Origin of the sequence: Psychromicrobium silvestre (assembly GCF_013408295.1) — a bacterium.
Lineage (GTDB): Bacteria > Actinomycetota > Actinomycetes > Actinomycetales > Micrococcaceae > Renibacterium > Renibacterium silvestre.
This window is the reverse complement of record NZ_JACBYQ010000001.1, coordinates 739,713-756,496: the sequence shown is the minus strand read 5'-3', so window position 1 is coordinate 756,496 and position 16,784 is coordinate 739,713. Positions and strand designations below refer to the sequence as shown.

Here is a 16,784-nt window from a genome sequence, read left to right as displayed (position 1 = left end):
AGCCGAAGCAAACGTGAAAGACGCAGAATGAGCCAGGACGCCGAGCAGCCACGCAGCCGTAGAGAGCTGCGTCGCACCCAAGGTTCAGCCACTTCGGCTGCCAGCGCCGAAGCACCAGCGAGCTATCCCACGGTGCCGCTGTTGCCTCCCAGCGCTCCGGCATCCGATGCCCCCGTTCCCAGCGCGCCGGTTACTAACCCTTCGGTTGCCAGCGCCCCGGTGCACACTGCTCCGGTAGGCAGCGCCGCGTCCGCCAGGGAGCGAAAAGGCCATGCCAATCCGGCCCAGCTCACCCGCCAGGCGATCAGGGCCGAGGAACGTGCCAGGCTGGCCGCGCTGGCTGAGCAAAGTCAGCAGGCCGAGGTGCCGGAGAGTGTGGAGCAGCCGACGGCGGGTACCCCAGCAGTTGCCGAGGCCCCGGCTGGAACCGCAGAACCGACAGCTACCGAGCAGCCGCTTGCCGATCCTGCTGCGCTTGCCGATTCTGCTGAGGCGCCCTCGGCGGCCGCCGGGAGCAGCCGCAGGGCTCTGGAAGCACCAGTTGATGCGCCGGTGCAACGACAGGAGCGACGCTCACAAGTCAGGGCCCGGGACAGGGCTGCCTTACGCGCTTACCGTGAAGTTGCCGAAGCGGCTCCACCAGCGGAGCCGCTGCCTTCCAGGAGGCTGCTCCGGCAGCAGATGCTCGAGGCCGAGAAGGCCCCGGTGACGGCGGCCAATCAGGTGGTTCCAGCGCCAGCTGGACGACAGGCGCTGAGCGTTCCGCAGGCGCTTGCCGAGCGGGATGCTTTGGCTCAGGACGCTCAGGCTAAAGAAGAGCTGATAGCCCAAGCTCAGGAACATGCTGATGCCCTGCCGACGGCAGAAGATCCGCTGAAGGTCGATGTAGAGGTCTTGGCTCAGCAGAAAGCGCTAGCCGAGCGAGCCGCGATTTTGAACGAACGTGCGCAAACCCGAGCCAAGCTGGCCGAGGAGAGTGCCGGAACGCGACAAAAGCTCAACGATCCGACCATGGCTCATAACCTGGCCATGGTCACCCCCTTGCAGTTCGTCAAGATGCCTGGGGTGGAGCGTCCGGTGCTCAAACCGCCGAGTACGTCCCATGTCCCGGTGGTGACCCGCTCTACACCCGCCGTTTTGCCTAAACCGGTCCGGCCGCCGTCGACCCCGCCTAAGGGAAACACGGTAGCTGACGGTACGCCAGCGATGGGCACTCCTGGCCAGGTGCTTCGTCGGGCTGAGCAGATGGCTCGGGTGCGGCCGCGTTTTACCGCCCAGGGTGACGAGCAGGAAACCGCTCCGCTGCCGGCCAATAGCGCTCACGGTTTGGAGCCCTTGGATGCCGTGACGGCGGGTCTGGGCCGGGTGCGGCGCAGCAGGCTCTGGCAATGGGGCGTTGGCCTAGTGGGCGGCGGCGCACTGCTTGCAGGATTGATAATGATCATTTCATCGATGGCTCGCTGAGCCGAGTAGGAGTCCCTTGACTGCCACCGAAAGTTCCCTCACTTTAGCCCGAACCGCGGCCCATGCCGCCTCGGAAAAACTAGCCGAGGATGTTATTGCCTTAGACGTCAGCGAACAGTTGGCGATTACGGATATCTTCTTGATCGCTTCCGCTTCGAGTGAGCGCCAGGTCAATGCCATTGTTGACGGCATCGAAGAAGAGCTGCTCAAACAGGACCTCCGACCGGTGCGTCGCGAAGGCCGCTCCGAGGGACGCTGGGTGCTGCTCGATTACGTTGAGGTAGTGATTCACGTTCAGCACGAAGAGGATAGGGTTTTCTACGCTCTAGAGCGGCTGTGGAAAGACTGCCCTGTGGTGGACCTGCAACTCGACGCATGAGGCGGGTGCTGTTCTGGCGACACGGACAGACCTCCTGGAATGGGGCCGGACGGTTTCAAGGTCAGACCGATATCCCACTGGATCTAGTGGGGCACGAGCAGGCGCGGCGGGCAGCCGAATTGCTGGCTGGCTTACGGCCGGACGCGATTCTCAGCTCCGATCTGGGACGTACCCGGCAGACGGCGGGCTACTTGGGTGAAGCCGTAGGGCTGACGCCCGGCGTTGATACGCGATTGCGGGAGACCTATGCGGGTGCTTGGGAAGGTTTGACGTTTGCGCAGATCGATGAGCAGTTTCCGCAGGAGTCCGCAGCCTGGAAGACCGGAGCAGTTGAGGTTCGCCCCGGTGGGGGAGAGAACCGCCTGGAGGTGGGTTCCCGCGTGGCCGAAGCGGTCAGCCAGGCAGTTTCAGAGCTGGACGACGACGGCCTGCTGATTGTCGTGACCCACGGCGGTGCGATCCGTTCGGGCCTGGTGGCCATGCTTGAACTTCCCACCGAGTATTGGGGAATTCTGTCCGGCGCCGGCAATTGTCATTGGTCGGTGATTGAGGAGCAAGCCAGCGGTTTGAACTGGCGACTTACTGAGCACAATGCCGGGTCCTTGCCCGAACCTGTGGTGCTCCAGGAAGGCTGAGCCGGGCTCCTAATCAGCCGATCTGGCGTCGATTTGGTGTCGATTTGGCAAGGCCAAAATGCTGTTCTAAGATAGACAAGTTGCTTCGGCAATGAACGGGGCTGTGGCGCAGCTGGTAGCGCACCTGCATGGCATGCAGGGGGTCAGGGGTTCGAGTCCCCTCAGCTCCACCATTTGTTCGAAGTTCCAACCCTGCCCGGCGTATTGCTGGGCAGGGTTTCTTTGTCTCTGATGTCGTTGTCCTCGGTGAGGATGATCTTGGAAAAAAACTTGGTAGCTGTCGAGCCGTAGGTTGACGTCGTTGAGGTGGGCAGTGATGCGGTCTTGTTCTTTCTTGAGGATGGGCAGGGTGATCGTGTCGACATAGAAGCTTTGGAGCAGTTTGAGTTGTTCGGCTTCTAGACATTCTTTGTGAAGGGTTAGGTCGCGGCGTTCGAGGTCGGATTCGTGGTCGATGCGGTCAAAGATGTCCTCGATCATCCCGGTCAGTGCTTCAGCCGATTCCGGTGAGAGCTCGACTATGTGGTAGTGCTTTTCGACGAGTGTTTCGACGAGTGTTTCGACGAGTGTTTCGACGAGTGTTTCGACGGTGGAGACTAGGACGGCACCGAAGCCTCGACGGGGGATCTAGTCATCATCCGACGCAACGACCGCCGGCTGCCCGCCGGGCACAACGCTCAACCGGGGACACCGCGCACGCGATCGTGCACTCCTCATCGATGACCCGAGAGAGCTTCTACGTGTCTATGACCCGCGGACGGGATCGCAACATTGTGTATGTCGCAATCGATCAGGAAGGTCTGGAGCAGCACTAATGGAAACTAGTCGATGAAGTCACCGCTAGTACTGTGCTGTTCGGGGTGCTCCAGGATTCCGGCGCCGAACCATCCGCCTACGAAGCCAGCGCCGCCACCGCCCAGCACGACTGCTGGGCTAGCCTCATCGAAACCTCCGGCCTCACCGCCGAACGGGCACAAGAGGTCATCGCCTCCGACGCGTTCGGACCACTCACAGCTGCGCTGTGCCAGGCTGAAGCCAACAACTACGATGCTGCCACGCCTGATCGCGGCACGCGAGCTCACAGATGCCGACGATGTAGCAGGGATCCTGCGGGACGGGCTTATCAAAGCCACCAGCAGGCGCAGCGGAACCAGCCGCGGACGAGGGACACCGCGTCCGATCGTCAGCCTTATCCCAGAAGACGCCGGCCCCATCTCCGATGACATGCGTGCCGCGCTCAACAAACGCAAAGCGCTGATCGAACAGCGTGCTCGCGTGCTGGGCGAAACCGCGATCACCAAGGACGCGCCTTGGATCAAATCCCTCGGCGCACCGCCTCGTGACCCGAGACGCCAGACCGCCTGGGAGCGAAACATCCACCATCGCCGCCTACCGCGACCGGTAGGGTGTCGCCACAGTTAGCACCGGCTATGCAACTTCGGACAGAACCCAGCGGGTTGATGCCGCCCGGACCAAAGCAGCAGAGGACCGGGCGCGGGCCATTTTGAATCAGATTGTGGACAGCCGTAGCAGGTCCGAAGGGCGAACAAATGACCGCGCGGGTCGAACGTTGTGATCGGCCTCAGATACGTCGCTAGCTAACCTTCAGGTCGATGTCGCCCGTCGAAAGGGTGACGTCGAAGTGTCCGGCGCTCAGGCACGAACCTTCTGCGGGCGGTTCGCGCCACGGTCTTGCGTCTTGCAGGTCGGAGGAGACCGACGACGGTTTCCCGTCTCTTCCCCAATAGGGAGGCATGCCGGGTACTGAGCCTGCCCGGTGCGGGTTCCTTGTTTTGCCAGACCGTTTAGGGGGTAGGGACCTGGATGCTGGTGTATTCACCGTTGCTGAGGAGGATAGCGCGGCCGGGGATGTTGCGTCCGAGGTGGTGTTTGGGGATGGTGAGGCTGAGGATTTGGGTTCCGCTGAGTCCGGAGGTGGGCCACAGGAAAAGTCCTTGGCGATGTTTCTTGGCTTCGGCGATGGGCCCTTTGAAGGTGTTAGCGGCGTCATCGATTTGGCAGCCGACGATGTAGTCGATGTTGTTTGCGGCTGCGAGGGCCGTGGTGAGGGTGCCGTCTGTGAGGGTTTCGGCGTTATCGATGATGACGGCGATACGGTGGGTCGGGGCGGTGGTTTGGAGGTAGTGGGTGAGATCGGCGGCGGCATCGGGGCTGGCGGGGTTGATGACCGGTGTGCCGTGACTTCGGGCGGTATCGGTAAGGATTGAGGCACGGTGGTCGATCACGATGACGGGGCGTGTGAGGTCGGCGAATCCGTGGACGAGGGTGGCCAAGGCGGTCGAGCGCCCTGATCCGCGTTCACCCGCAATGACGAATCCTGGGGTGATGGCCCAGTCGAGGTGGTAGCGGGTGAGTTCGTCTCCGCCGACTCCGATCATTGGCCCCGTGGTGGACATCGACGGTTCGGCTACTGGCAGGTTCAATGCGTGGGCGTAGCTGATGCTGGCGGGCAGTACGTCGACCCGGAAGGGGCGTGGCCCGGTGGTAGTTCCGAGGCTATGGTGTCTTCGGGTGGCTGTTTCGACGGTGGCTTCGAGCGCGGCGTGTTGGGCGGCGCCGTCGGCCGGTGCGTCCAGGATCGCTAGCTGGGCTTCTCGGGTGGGTTGGGTACCGAAGTAGATCCGGCCGGCCGGGATGTGTTCGGGGAGTTCACGGGCGGCGATGCCGACGAGTCGGTAGTCGTCGCGGTCGGTCATCGGGAGCAGGTATTTGGTGTCGATGAATCCGGCGATTTTGTCGGTGAGGACTGCACGGTCTCCGGCGAGGATGATGCGGATGCCAGCTGCCGGTCCTTCGCGCAGCAGCTTCATGAGCTGGTCTTTGAAGACAGCGAGGGCTTCGATACCGAGGTCGGAGCTGACCCGTTCGTAGCCGTCGATCAGGACGAGCGCGAACGGCAGTGCTGGGGATCCTGGGTGGTTAAGGCGGCGTTGTTCGTTGATGTCTCCGACGCCTGCTTGCGCGAGGGTGTTCTGCCGGGTTGCGAGGTCGGCCAGGAGACGAGTCATGAATCGTTGCAGTCGACCGGACTCCAACGGGGTGACCACGGCACCGCAGTGGGGTAGGTCCGCGGCTGGTCGTAGGCCGCCGTTGCCGTAGTCGATGGCGTAGAGGTGGACGTTGGTGGCTTCGCAGGTGGCGATTTGCCCGACGATACCACGCAGGGCAGTAGTGCGTCCGGACCGTGCACCGCCGATGAACATCAGGTGGGAGCCGTGGGTGATGCTCCAGTTGAGCGGACGTTGTGCTTGTTGGGAGGGGACGTCTTCCAGTCCCAAGATGATGTCCAGCCCCGGGTCCTGCTTGTGTGCGGGCTCGGGGGTGTTGGGCAGGTCTGCGAGGGTGAGCTGTGTTGGCAGGGGAGCGAGCCAGGGTGCTGGATTGCGGGTGATGCCCAGTTCGGTGGCGGCCTGACCGACCAGTTCGACGATGGCGCGTAGATCGGTGTCGTCCCGGTCTTGGGTGGTGGACACCGAACTAGAGGTATGGGGTGGGAAGCGGACTGGTTCGCCGAGTTGGTCCCACCGGACCGGGACGACTTGTGGCAGAAGGCGGAGGGCGGATGCGGTGCCAGGTCGTCGCCCGGCGACCATTCCGCTTTGGAAGATCGCCGGGGCTTGGCCGGCGCCGCGGCGGATGTAACCGCGCCCTGGGGTGCTGCTGCTGATGTTCGCCGCGTCGGGTGCGTCGATGACATCCATGGAGTTGGACTTGTCAGTGACTCTGAGACTGACGCGCAAGTTGGTGTTTGACTGCATTTCCGGGGTGATGGTTCCGGACGGCTTCTGGGTGGCCAACAGCAGATGGACTCCCAGCGACCGGCCGACACGGGCGATGCGTAACAGGCCGGTGATGAGGTCGGGCAGTTCGAGTTTCAATTCTGCGAATTCGTCGATGACCAGTACGAGCCGGGCTAGGCCGCGGGCGGCTGCGGTCTGGGGGTCTCTGGCCCAGGCTTCTTTGGCGTCTTCGACGCCGAGGTCGGCGAGCACGGTTTGGCGGCGTTTTAGTTCGGCGTCTAGGGAGGCCAGGGCGCGTTGGGTTTCACGGCCGTCGAGGTTGGTGACCATGCCGACGGTGTGCGGTAGCGAGGCGCATTGCGCGAATGCTCCGCCACCCTTGTAGTCGATGAGGAGGAAGTTGAGCGCGTCGGGCCGGTTAGCCAAGGCCAGCGAGGAGACCAGAGTCTGTAAGAACGCGGATTTGCCGGAACCGGTGGTCCCGGCGATGAGCCCGTGCGGGCCATCGGTGGCCAGGTCGATCGCAACTGGTCCCTGGGCATCGGCGCCGATGATTGCTCTGGTCGTCCGCGGAGCCGATTCCCAGCGGTGCAAGAGCTGGGCGGGGTTGTCCAGGTCAATGCCTAACAGGCTGACTAGGCGCACCGATGAAGGCGTCGCGGCGTCATCACCAATACCACCGGTGTGCACGATCGGGGTCAATGACCGGGCCGCCGTCCGCGCTAGTGGCAGGGGCAGGGCATCCAACAGAACCTCGGGGCAGGGCTGGGACGCTGATGCGAGCGACCCCATCGTGGGGTCATCAGCGTCGATGGTAAGGACGGACACCGTTTCTTCGGGCAGCCGGCTGGGGTTGGTGTCGGTGGCGATGACGAAGACTCCGCAGCCGGGGCCACGGGCTAGCAGATCGATCATGCCCGGCAGAGTCCGCCATTGCTGGGCGCCGTCGATCAGCACGAAGAGGTGCTCTTCGAACACCACGTTCCGCCCAGTGTGTGTCAAGGCGGCCCGGGTGTCGATGACCGCTTTAAGCCAGGCCAACCGGGCTATCCGGGTGTCGTCACTGTTCCCAATCAGGGTGTGTGCGCTGTCATCTCCGTCGGTGTGTGGTAACCACCGCACCCATTCCCATTGATCGGATGCTCGGTTATCGCACAGCACCACGATTCGGGACTCCCGAGGCGAGCGGGCGGTCGCCGTTTCAATCAGGATGCTGCGAGCCAACGACGCGGTCGCGGGTGCGGGGCCAGCTAGCCCTAGCACTCCCTGAGAGAGGTCGACGGTGATGGGCGTTGGCGACATGGTTGGTTTTGGTGATTCGTCCTTGGCGCTGTTGTTCTCAATACGCGCGTGGAGAGGTTGTTGCCCGACGCCGATCCTGACGGTGGCGGCATCCGCGTCACTGGGGCGTCGTTCCCAAAGCCTAGCTGTCGGCAGCGTCGCGGTATCGATGGCTTTAACGGGGTTGGAGGCCAGGTGCCATGCGGCCTGGCGCTGGGAGGTGGTGATCGTCGCGAGTTGTTCGGCTGCAGCTTTTGCTTCGACGCGCCAACTGGTTGTGGTCCGGCGTCCGCGGCTTTTGGCCAGGCGTTGGCTGGTCAGATAGGAACCGACAACCATCACGGGGGAAGCGGCGGCCATGATCAGCATGGTCGGCCGTTGCATGACCATCGCCAGGACGACCGCCATCACTACCGGGACAATAGCCGCGATCCACGGCATCGGCGTGCGGTCCGTGGAGGCGGGTTTGTCACCCGGTAACCACAGCACAGGCTCAGTTCGCGGTGGCAGGATGCGTGAGGCTCGGTTGAAGGCCAGGAACCCCGCGCCGTCGGGGTGGATATCAGCATCAGCGACCGGAACGGTGCCGAGCCGGAAGATCGTGGAGCCGATCTGGAAGAAATCCTCGTTGCTGATAGCTGTGGGTTCAGTGATCGTCTGCCCATTGACAATCACGGGCCATTGCTCGCTAGCATCTGGGCGCAATACCAGCAGGACAGGTGCTCCCTTTTCGTCTCCTAGCCGGGCCGTCACGTGATGGCTGGGCAGGACGGTGGCATGCTGGGCGTGTACGAACGGTTCGTTTAATCGCAGATCGGCAGTGTCGGCGTTGCCGATCCGCCAACCGGATGCCGGGATCAACGAGGGGACGATCAACACGGTTTCACCAGCAAACGGGCCGGAGACCGCTTCCAACCGGATTCCCTCAGACCCGGTGCCAGTCTGAGGGTGGGCGGGCGACGGCGCTCGGTGCCCGCTCGGCCGGTCGGTCAAAATTGCGCCGGAACGCAGCGACGACTCGGACACCAAGAGGCCCGGTGCGTCTGCGAAGGCTTGGGACGGTAGGTCCAGGGCCGCTGCGACCTCGGCCACGGTGGTATCGGGGGACACCTTTACCACAACGTCCCGGTGTGACGCGGTAGGGCTGGTTGTGTCGGGGGAGGTGGTGGACGGGCCGGTGACGCTGAGCCGCAGGTTGGTCATGGGCTAGCGCTCAGTCTGCGACGGCGCCGAGAATTCTCGGGTGGACCGGACCGTTGCACGACGGACAAAAACCACGATCCCGGTACCTATCAGGAGCATCGCCACTGCGACACCAGTCACCGGTAGTGGGTTGTTCACGCCGGTCGAGGCGAGTTGGCCTCCGGCACCGTGCCCGGAGGGGCCACCTTCGGCCAATTGGCCGGTGATGGTCATTAACGCTGAACTCATCGCGGTGAAGACCCCGACCGGGGCGGTCTGAGTGATCGCGACTCCTGGGACGGTGATGCCCTGATGGATAACTTTAGTCACGGTCGAAGAATTGGTCACCGAGGGCCGTACCACTGTTTGGTGGGAGTTGGTGATTTGCTGAACCACTGTCGAGGGGTCAGTCTCCACCCCGATGACAACGGTGCTGCTGGCCTGGTCGCCACTGGAGTTGACCACCACATAGGAGAACTGGTCCAGGCCGGTGAAGTCTGCATTCGGGGTGTAGGTCGCGGTCCCGTCAGGGTTGCAGGTCACCTGACCGTGGGCTGGCGTTCCGCATGTGGATACGGTCAGCTGACCACCGTTGGGGTCCACATCGTTGGTCAAGACGTTCACCGTGCCCGTGGTATTGCGTTTCATCGACAGGGTATCGATGGCTGCGATAGGCGGTTTTGAGGCTGCTTTCACATAGCTCAGGGTCAGGGTCGCCGGCTTGGAGGCCTGCCCAAAGGGGTCGGTCACCGTAAAGTCGATAGTGACCGTTCCGGTGAAATCCGGGGCCGGTGTAAAAACAAACCCGCGGACCGGATCTAGCGACACCTGCCCGGCGCCGGGGGGATTGACACCGACAGCGTTGAATGTCGGGCCTGCAGTAGCCGAGCATCCCGGACAGGTGTAGGTGATGTCAGTGAAGGGTACTGTCGCCTGGGTACCCTCAGAAAAGGGCACATCATAGGTGCGTGAGTCGGCCGTCGGGGGCGCCGGCGGGTTCATCGTCACGTTGAACACCAAGTCGATGGGGACCGACGAGCCAGCAGGGGTCACCTCGATCATCACCGGCTGTTGAGCCGTCGCGGGGTTGTATCCCAGCGAGGTGAAGGTGATCGTCCCGTCTGGGGCGCAGGTGACCGATAACTCTGGACTGGTCGGGACTTTGGGGCACGCCGTGATCGTCACCCCGGAGGTAACGGAAGACTGTGTCGAACCGAGATAGTCCACGGAGACCGCAGTTACTAAGGGATTGCCCCCGCCACCCGAGCCGCCACCAGGGGCCGCAAAAGCTGGAGTGCTGACCGGGCCGAGCAGAAACCCTGCCGCCACTAAACCGATGACGCCCCAGCGGCGCAGTATCGACAACTTCATGCTTTCCTCATTCCCCCAACGGACAGCAACCTCATTATGACGAATGAGGTGAGTCCGAGGATGCCCAACCATTGGCGGCATATCGCGCCGCGCACCACCTTACCCAGTTAAGACGCTGCTTGTGAAGCAATTATCCTTCTTCAGGAGAAAGTCATAGCAAAAAGTCCAGACGAAAACGCAATTACTTGGTGGTACGTTTCGCGTTTGTTGGTGACGCGCGTTTGTCCTTTACACTGAGAATCATCTCAACGCACATTTGTCACGAGATCATTGGTGCTACCGGGCTCGATGCTTGATAGGGGAGGTTATGGACACTGTGCAGCAACGGAACCGCTCATCGGTTTCGGGTGCGGAAATGCTCGGCTCGTTACGCAACAACGAGTTATTTCCTGACACGGAGATTCCCTCCAACGATCGGAAACGAGCACTCCAAAGCTCTGAGTCGTTTCTGCCCGAGCTGGAAGAATCAGGCAATAGTGTCACCCCGCTGTGGAGGAGGCCAGCCATATTGGTCTCCGCGGGCATGGCACTGGTGGTTCTGATCGTCGCGGCGGTCCTGATCATTGCCCAGGTCAATTCCCAGAAGCCACCAGCCGTATCGAACCTGACAGCGACACCTGGTGCGGCGAATGTTGATCTGCGCTGGGACGGACCCGACGTCCCTTACAGCGTGTTGCTACTCAAAGACAACAAGATTGTCGCGGACCTGACGTACCTAGTTCGCGGACGCGAAGCCTGGATTCCGAAAACTGCGGCTCTTGCACCAGCGGGAGCCTGCTATCTCATTCGGCCAGCCACGGTTGCCTCCACCACGGCGGCACCCTCCACTGACACCGACCTCGCTACACAGGGCGCAGCGAAAGTATGCCCCAAACCCTAACCCTTCCCGCTACGACCGGAAAGCTGTCACCGCGCATGAATGATCACACCAAAACACGGCATAGCGCGGCTCGCGCCGCGGGCGTCGTCGCACTCGCAGTGGTCGGGTTTCTCCTCGCCGGGTGTACCCCGCAGGCCTCGACCCCGGCGACTTCGAACCAGAGCACCAGCGAACTCACCAGCACCTCCCCGGTTACGGCCAGCGCCAGTGCTACCCCGAACGGAATCGAGAAACTAAACGGGTCCGACATCGTGGCACAAACCATCACCAACGCGTTGGTTGCCAAGTCCGTGCACCTCACCGGTTCCTTCACCGCACCCGCATCCGCCAATACCGCTACCCCCAGCCCAACCCCGGCGCCCCACTCCGAGGCGGTCACCATCGACCTGACCGGCTCTGCAACCAAATTCACCGCAACCTTCATCGTTGGGGATCGCAGCATTGAAATGCGCCGTCTCAACAACGTCATCTACATGAAAACCAACCAACAAGCAGCGCTCCAACTCGGCGAACCACGCCTGGCCCAAGGATTCGTCAAATACGGTGTAGAGGACCCCATGGTCAAATCCTGGCTCGCCTTCACTGACGCACCGACCATGATCAAAAACATCCTGCAAGCCGACGTACCCGGACTCACCTATACCACCGGATCGGTCACCACCTCGGGGAATGTCCCGGCCATTCAGGCCCTCATAACTGAAAACAATCGACTTGCAGGCACTTTGCTGGTGGCAACCACCGGGAAGCCATACCCGCTCAGGCTCACCATGGCGGATGAGACCGGAACCGCTGACTTCACCATGACCGGCTGGGCAATGCCGCCGGTCGTGACCACACCCGCCGCGAACGAAATGGCGCCCTAATACTATTTTTCAGATTTTCTCACGTTTAGTCTTGTGAAATTCATATTGATCGGGTTAACGTGAACAAATCAATAGATTAACGTCCGGCTCTTTGGGGGCTGGTTCACCGTTTGGTGACCGAAAGGGATACACATCATGGCCGAGTACAAAGTTACTTCTGAGCAGCTTTCTCATGTTTCGACGCAGCTGTCGTCGGGGTCTGCGGATATTGAGGGGAAGTTGTCGAATCTGAACGCGCAGGTCAAGGCGTTGATTGATAACGATTGGCAGGGTGGGGCATCGACCTCGTTCAATGACTTGTATGAGCAGTTTCATCGTGCGGGCATGGATTTGAAATCGGCCCTGGATGGTATTTCTCACCAACTTGGTGCTGCGGCTCGTGAGTACGAGCAAACCGAACACAACGTGACTAGCGGTTTCCGCTCCTAACCCACTGGTGCCGCGGCACATCATGCCCCCAGAACGATCCAGGAATGATCAGAAGGGGACTGGTGACGTCGGTGATGCCCATAGGCGTCACCGGCGAAGACCGTCACCGCTGGTGTGGTGACGTTAGTGTTTTTGAATTTGCCCGTACCGTTTCTCAGCCTAAAAATGTTTGTGGTTATCCGTGTCGGGTTTGAGGCGAGAGGAACTTGCGGGTTTGAGTGTTGGGGGTGTTTGAGTGAGTGAATTTCAGGTCGCTTCGGAAGCGATACGTGGTGCCGGGTCGGGCACCGGATCGTTGGTGGCTGAGTTCGAAGCACGATTGACGCAGTGTAACCAGGTCGCTTCGGCGTTGGTTGGCGGGTCGTGGTCTGGTCCCGCTTCGGAAGCATTCGGGACTGGGTGGGCTGAATGGTCTCAAGGTGCTGCGGAAGTCCATCAAGCCTTGGCTGGAATCGCCCGCCTGTTAGGCGAAGCCGCGATCACTTACGAAACCACCGAATCCACGGTCACCAATGCCTCCGCTAGTTCTTCGGTAGTTTCCGCCACTCCTTCACTTGGCTCTTCTGCGTCGGTGGGTGGCCGGTGGTGACGCGGTTTGAGATCGTGACCGAGGACTTGGAACACACCATTGGGTCGTTGTCCTCGATGGCAGTGTTTTGCGAGTCTCTACTGGCCGAGGTCGACAAGTTAGCCGCTGCGGTGTCTGATCATTGGTCGGGTGAGGCGCATGCCCAGTTCCTGGCCTTGCACGCTGAATGGGCTCACGGCGCCGCAACCATGAATGAGGGCTTGAAAAAGATTCACACCGCAGCTTCGGTGTCGTCGGCGAATTATCAGGGCGCGATCAATGCCGTGTCGAAGGGCTGGTGAGGTTTTCGTGGTTTCTTTGGTTATTGATACGCAGGCGTATACGGATGCGGAGTCGGCGGCTTCGGGTGCTGCGGCGGTGGTGTCGGACGCCTTGGCTGCCGCGGCTGCGGGGTTGTCTGGGTCGGCTCAGATGGGAGGTTCGGATCAGAACGGTCGTTCCTGGGCTGCTGATTATGACCACGCTGCGGCACAAGTCTTTCAGTGCGGTGCGACGTTGCAGGAGGCGTTGGGTCAGGCAGCAACGAATCTGGGTAAGAGTGCTTTTTATTATTATCAGGCTGAACACGCGAATGCTGGGTTGATGTTGGGTGGGTTGAGTTTGCCGGCGGCGTATCCGCCGTCGATGTGTTTGGCTGTTCCGTCCGCGTCTGGGGGGACCCCGAATTTCCCGAAGACGAATCCGGTCTTCGAATGGTTCGAACAAATGGTCGCGAACCTGATTGGTGATCTGTGGCCTGATGGGGATCGTGACAAACTTGATGCCGCCGCGAACACCTGGGATGCTCTGGCTGCCGGGTTTGGTACGGCGGCGACTGACCTGGAGAAGATCAGTACGGCTCTGGGTGGGGTGTCGAGTCCGGAAATCCCGAAAGTTGATGCCGCGGTCGCTAATCTGAAAAGCCTTGCTACGAGCCTGGAGACCACGGCGAGGGCGTTAGGACAGGCTTGTCGGGATCTTTCCGGGAAAATTAATTATGTCCATACTCAAACCGAGATCACTCTTGGTATCACGATCGCGGCGGTGGGGGTGACTGTCGCGGCCGGGCTTGGACTGACGGTTTTCACTTTCGGGATCTCTGATGTTGCTGCTGGTGGTGCGGTCGCTGGTGAAGCGGCTGGGGCTGCGGCGACTATTACTGGGTTCATTGCTGAGTTCGCTGCGTTCGTTAGCAGTACGGTGGGTGGAGTTGTTGCCGCGGGTGCTGAACTTATCGGGGCTAGTGCTGGGGCGGCTGCGTTGGTTGGGTCTACCGTCGGGGAAGCGACCGCTGGGGCTGTGTTGTGGGGTACTGCGTCTGCGGCTGAGAACACTATCGTTACCGCGATCACTGAGCCTGGTGCGAGCCTGAGCGACGCGTATGTTAACGGATTCATTACCGGTGCCATCCCTGGTGGTCTCCTCAAAGGCGCCGGAGGGCTCGCTGGTGCTCTGGGCACCAAAACCGCCCTCGACACAGCTGAGCAAGCTAACCTGATGAGTGAGCTTGAAGCCCAGGGGGTAAAGTTCAATGCAGAAAAGATCGTCAATATCTTCCGTGATCCCCATGGGAAGGTCATCTTCCTCGAAGAAGGAAATAATGCCTCAGGTCTTCAGCATATCTTGAATAAACACGGTACGCAGTTCGCGGCTGAAGGGATCTCCGAAGGAGAGATCTCTTCAGCTATCGAGACCGCGATCACTCAGGGCAAGATCGTGGGTACGCAAGGAAAAGGCGTCACCCCGCGTATAATTTATGAATACATCTTCAACGGAGAGATCCATAAGATGGCTATTACAGTTTCAGGCAATGGATACATTGTCGGAATAAACCCGGGCTAGAAGGCGACGTTATGAGATCAAATAATTTCGATAATAATTTGCCTCTCGACGTCGGTGTGGATGCGGAGGTCGGGTGCTGGGGTGTGTGGATCACGGGTCAGGGTCAGGCGAATTATGACATTGGCGGTAGTGAACTTGGGTTGGATGCCGGTTTGGTAAGTGACATCAACGATTGGGCAGATGAGCTTACTAAGGCTTTCAATTGGGATGATCCGGCAGCGACAGGACCAATGCGCACAGGGTTCTTGGAGGATGGTGTAGAACTCGGGCGGCGGGTGAGGCAGCAGCTTCCGCCCGCGTGGACAGTTTGGGTGCGTGATCCGGAGACCTACAAACGTATTGAACTGCCTTCTGTGTCATAACAGCCAAGGACGGCCTCCTGAAAGGATGCCCATATTGGAAATGGTCGTCCGATAATGGGTTCGACCCTAACAAAGCAACCCTTCCGAACACTCTAATTCGTTGATCGTGATCTTCAAATATTGTGCATGGGTTTTTGAAGGAGGTGCGGTGATGAATATTCGTGAACTCAATGAGCGGTTAGTCAAGATGGACCGGCGGCCGGTGAATGACACTCCCGGCGTGTTGGATCCCTACGGCAATAATTTGTGGCAGCGCGAAGACGGTAAGTGGGTGATCGCCAGCAGCGACGATCGCGGTGGCGTGGCCTATCACCATGGGCCGATGAAGCCCGGTGGTGGGGCGGATATCATGACTTTCGATACCGCTGATGCGGCTTGCGACTACATCTGGAAGAAAGCAACGGCTCCTCGTCCGGTGGTGGAACCTTCCAAATACACCCCGGAGGAGAAGGAAGTCCTACGGAAGAAACGCATTGAGCGTTACGAAGCGGGGTTGAAGGCTGCTACGGAAACCACTGAGAGAGACATTCGTGAGCTCAATGAGAAGCTCGTGCGGGCCGGTGAACGGCCGATCAATGATTGGCCGGTGAAGGCTTCTGCCGAGGGCTTCGACCCGTCTGCCCTGAGTTTACGCCAGTTCCCGGGGAAGGGCTGGTACATCATGATCGGTGATGGTAGCGATGGTAGCGATTCCGTGCAGGAATCAACCAGACTCTTCGCCACGACCGCGGACGCGTGCGACTACATTTGGCAAGAAGCCACCGGTTCCGTCGAAAAATAGCGTCTTCAGGGTCCAGGGTGGAAGAAGACGCAGCGACATCCAACTCCCCTCCACGAGGGTAAAGGCAACGCCGTGAATGTCAACGAACTGAAGAATGCAGATGCGATTCGTGTTATCCCCTTAGCCCCGAGCTCCTCCGCGTCGCTGAGCAGAACGACAATGTTATTGTCCTCGGCCTGCCAGGGTATCTGTTGGTTCTCAAGCTGTAGGGGTATCTTGACGGTTGGTTCATTGAAGATCGAGGACAGAGTTTCGCCGTTTTTTGAGGGGCGAACGCGACACGATACCAGCCATCGAAATGGAAGCCTCCCGGTATTCACTGCCCTGGATTAGTTGAAACACCCCAAACCCGAATCCCACATCGAGTCGACTCCGGAGAGGGTCTGTCGTGAGAAGTGAACTCGGCGAGTTAGAGCCGCGAAATATCCGCCGCATTCGGCTTTTATGAGGCGCGCTCGAAAGACGAATTCAAAAGACAACAATCACCGGCTAAACCTGAAGCCCTCGAAGTGGTTCGTTACTATGGAAAGCTACGCCTTTAGCAGTTCCATGCAGACCTACCTTGCCTCGGCGTCAGGACTTTTAGCGAAGAGACAGCCCCGGATGCTGTGTGGCACCGAGTGTTCTCCGCCAACGATGACTCATCCTAGATGACGGAAACAGCAGCATTGAAGTACCTTGCGTATGTTCTGTTGCCTGATAGTTGTTGTTGGAACGTTAAGATGCGTGATCGATGATTGTGTCCCGACGCTGTCTGGCAATTGTCGTGTGACCGCGCGATACCCTACAAGCACTCAATTGCTATGCGCAAAAATCCGGGATTTCCTGCATTTCTAGTCTAAGTCGCACCTGTTCTCATCGTCCTTCCGCAATTGGTCATTCATTATCGACAGCCGGGCTGCGGCGCCGTCCAGGTCGAGGCCGATTTCTACCCACTGATGACACCGTATGGGGAACCTCTTGCGGGACGGCGATGGCGAGTGTTG

Annotated in this window: 14 protein-coding genes and 1 tRNA gene; 12 read left to right on the top strand and 3 right to left on the bottom strand. The window is 60.2% G+C overall.

Going from position 1 to position 16,784, the window contains the following annotated elements:
• The first annotated feature begins 27 nt into the window (after positions 1–27).
• The 4 genes from FHU41_RS03570 to FHU41_RS03555 all read left to right on the top strand — a co-directional run bounded on the left by FHU41_RS03570 (position 28) and on the right by FHU41_RS03555 (position 2,651).
• Positions 28–1,464, top strand: a complete 1,437-nt coding sequence (locus FHU41_RS03570; RefSeq protein ID WP_179388254.1) for a hypothetical protein — start codon at positions 28–30, stop codon at positions 1,462–1,464.
• A gap of 16 nt (positions 1,465–1,480) precedes the next feature.
• Entirely contained in the window at positions 1,481–1,843 is a 363-nt protein-coding gene (gene rsfS / locus FHU41_RS03565; RefSeq protein WP_179388253.1) for a ribosome silencing factor, read from the top strand.
• Positions 1,840–2,478, top strand: a complete 639-nt coding sequence (locus FHU41_RS03560) for a histidine phosphatase family protein (protein WP_179388252.1) — start codon at positions 1,840–1,842, stop codon at positions 2,476–2,478. Before rsfS ends, FHU41_RS03560 begins: the two co-directional genes overlap by 4 nt.
• A 97-nt stretch (positions 2,479–2,575) precedes the next feature.
• Positions 2,576–2,651, top strand: a tRNA-Ala gene (locus FHU41_RS03555).
• A gap of 648 nt (positions 2,652–3,299) precedes the next feature.
• Here FHU41_RS03555 and FHU41_RS03550 read toward each other — a convergent pair.
• From FHU41_RS03550 to FHU41_RS03540, 3 genes are all read right to left on the bottom strand, one after another.
• Entirely contained in the window at positions 3,300–3,560 is a 261-nt protein-coding gene (locus FHU41_RS03550) for a hypothetical protein (protein ID WP_179388251.1), read from the bottom strand.
• A 723-nt stretch (positions 3,561–4,283) separates the two neighbouring features.
• A complete protein-coding gene (locus FHU41_RS03545; protein WP_179388250.1) occupies positions 4,284–8,723 on the bottom strand; it encodes a type VII secretion EssC family protein in 4,440 nt (1,479 codons plus the stop codon).
• Positions 8,724–8,726: 3 nt separating this feature from the next.
• Positions 8,727–10,073 (bottom strand): Ig-like domain-containing protein, encoded by a 1,347-nt coding sequence (locus FHU41_RS03540; RefSeq protein ID WP_179388249.1) that lies wholly within the window; start codon positions 10,071–10,073, stop codon positions 8,727–8,729.
• A gap of 523 nt (positions 10,074–10,596) precedes the next feature.
• Here FHU41_RS03540 and FHU41_RS14855 point away from each other — a divergent pair.
• The 8 genes from FHU41_RS14855 (at position 10,597) to FHU41_RS03500 (ending at position 15,798) form a co-directional block, all read left to right on the top strand.
• Positions 10,597–10,953 (top strand): hypothetical protein, encoded by a 357-nt coding sequence (locus FHU41_RS14855; protein WP_218846924.1) that lies wholly within the window; start codon positions 10,597–10,599, stop codon positions 10,951–10,953.
• Positions 10,954–10,988: 35 nt separating this feature from the next.
• Positions 10,989–11,816 (top strand): hypothetical protein, encoded by an 828-nt coding sequence (locus FHU41_RS03530; RefSeq protein ID WP_179388247.1) that lies wholly within the window; start codon positions 10,989–10,991, stop codon positions 11,814–11,816.
• A 135-nt stretch (positions 11,817–11,951) separates the two neighbouring features.
• Positions 11,952–12,245 carry a WXG100 family type VII secretion target gene (locus tag FHU41_RS03525; protein ID WP_179388246.1) on the top strand — a complete coding sequence of 98 codons (294 nt, stop codon included), beginning with the start codon at positions 11,952–11,954 and terminating at the stop codon, positions 12,243–12,245.
• A gap of 235 nt (positions 12,246–12,480) precedes the next feature.
• Positions 12,481–12,834: a WXG100 family type VII secretion target gene (locus FHU41_RS03520; RefSeq protein ID WP_179388245.1), complete on the top strand. Its 354-nt coding sequence runs from the start codon at positions 12,481–12,483 to the stop codon at positions 12,832–12,834.
• Entirely contained in the window at positions 12,831–13,115 is a 285-nt protein-coding gene (locus FHU41_RS03515; RefSeq protein WP_179388244.1) for a WXG100 family type VII secretion target, read from the top strand. The genes FHU41_RS03520 and FHU41_RS03515 overlap by 4 nt, the downstream gene beginning before the upstream one ends.
• A 79-nt stretch (positions 13,116–13,194) precedes the next feature.
• Positions 13,195–14,655: a WXG100-like domain-containing protein gene (locus FHU41_RS14850; protein WP_218846922.1), complete on the top strand. Its 1,461-nt coding sequence runs from the start codon at positions 13,195–13,197 to the stop codon at positions 14,653–14,655.
• A gap of 11 nt (positions 14,656–14,666) precedes the next feature.
• A complete protein-coding gene (locus FHU41_RS03505) occupies positions 14,667–15,017 on the top strand; it encodes a hypothetical protein (RefSeq protein ID WP_179388243.1) in 351 nt (116 codons plus the stop codon).
• A gap of 151 nt (positions 15,018–15,168) precedes the next feature.
• Positions 15,169–15,798 (top strand): hypothetical protein, encoded by a 630-nt coding sequence (locus tag FHU41_RS03500; RefSeq protein WP_179388242.1) that lies wholly within the window; start codon positions 15,169–15,171, stop codon positions 15,796–15,798.
• Positions 15,799–16,784 lie beyond the last annotated feature (986 nt).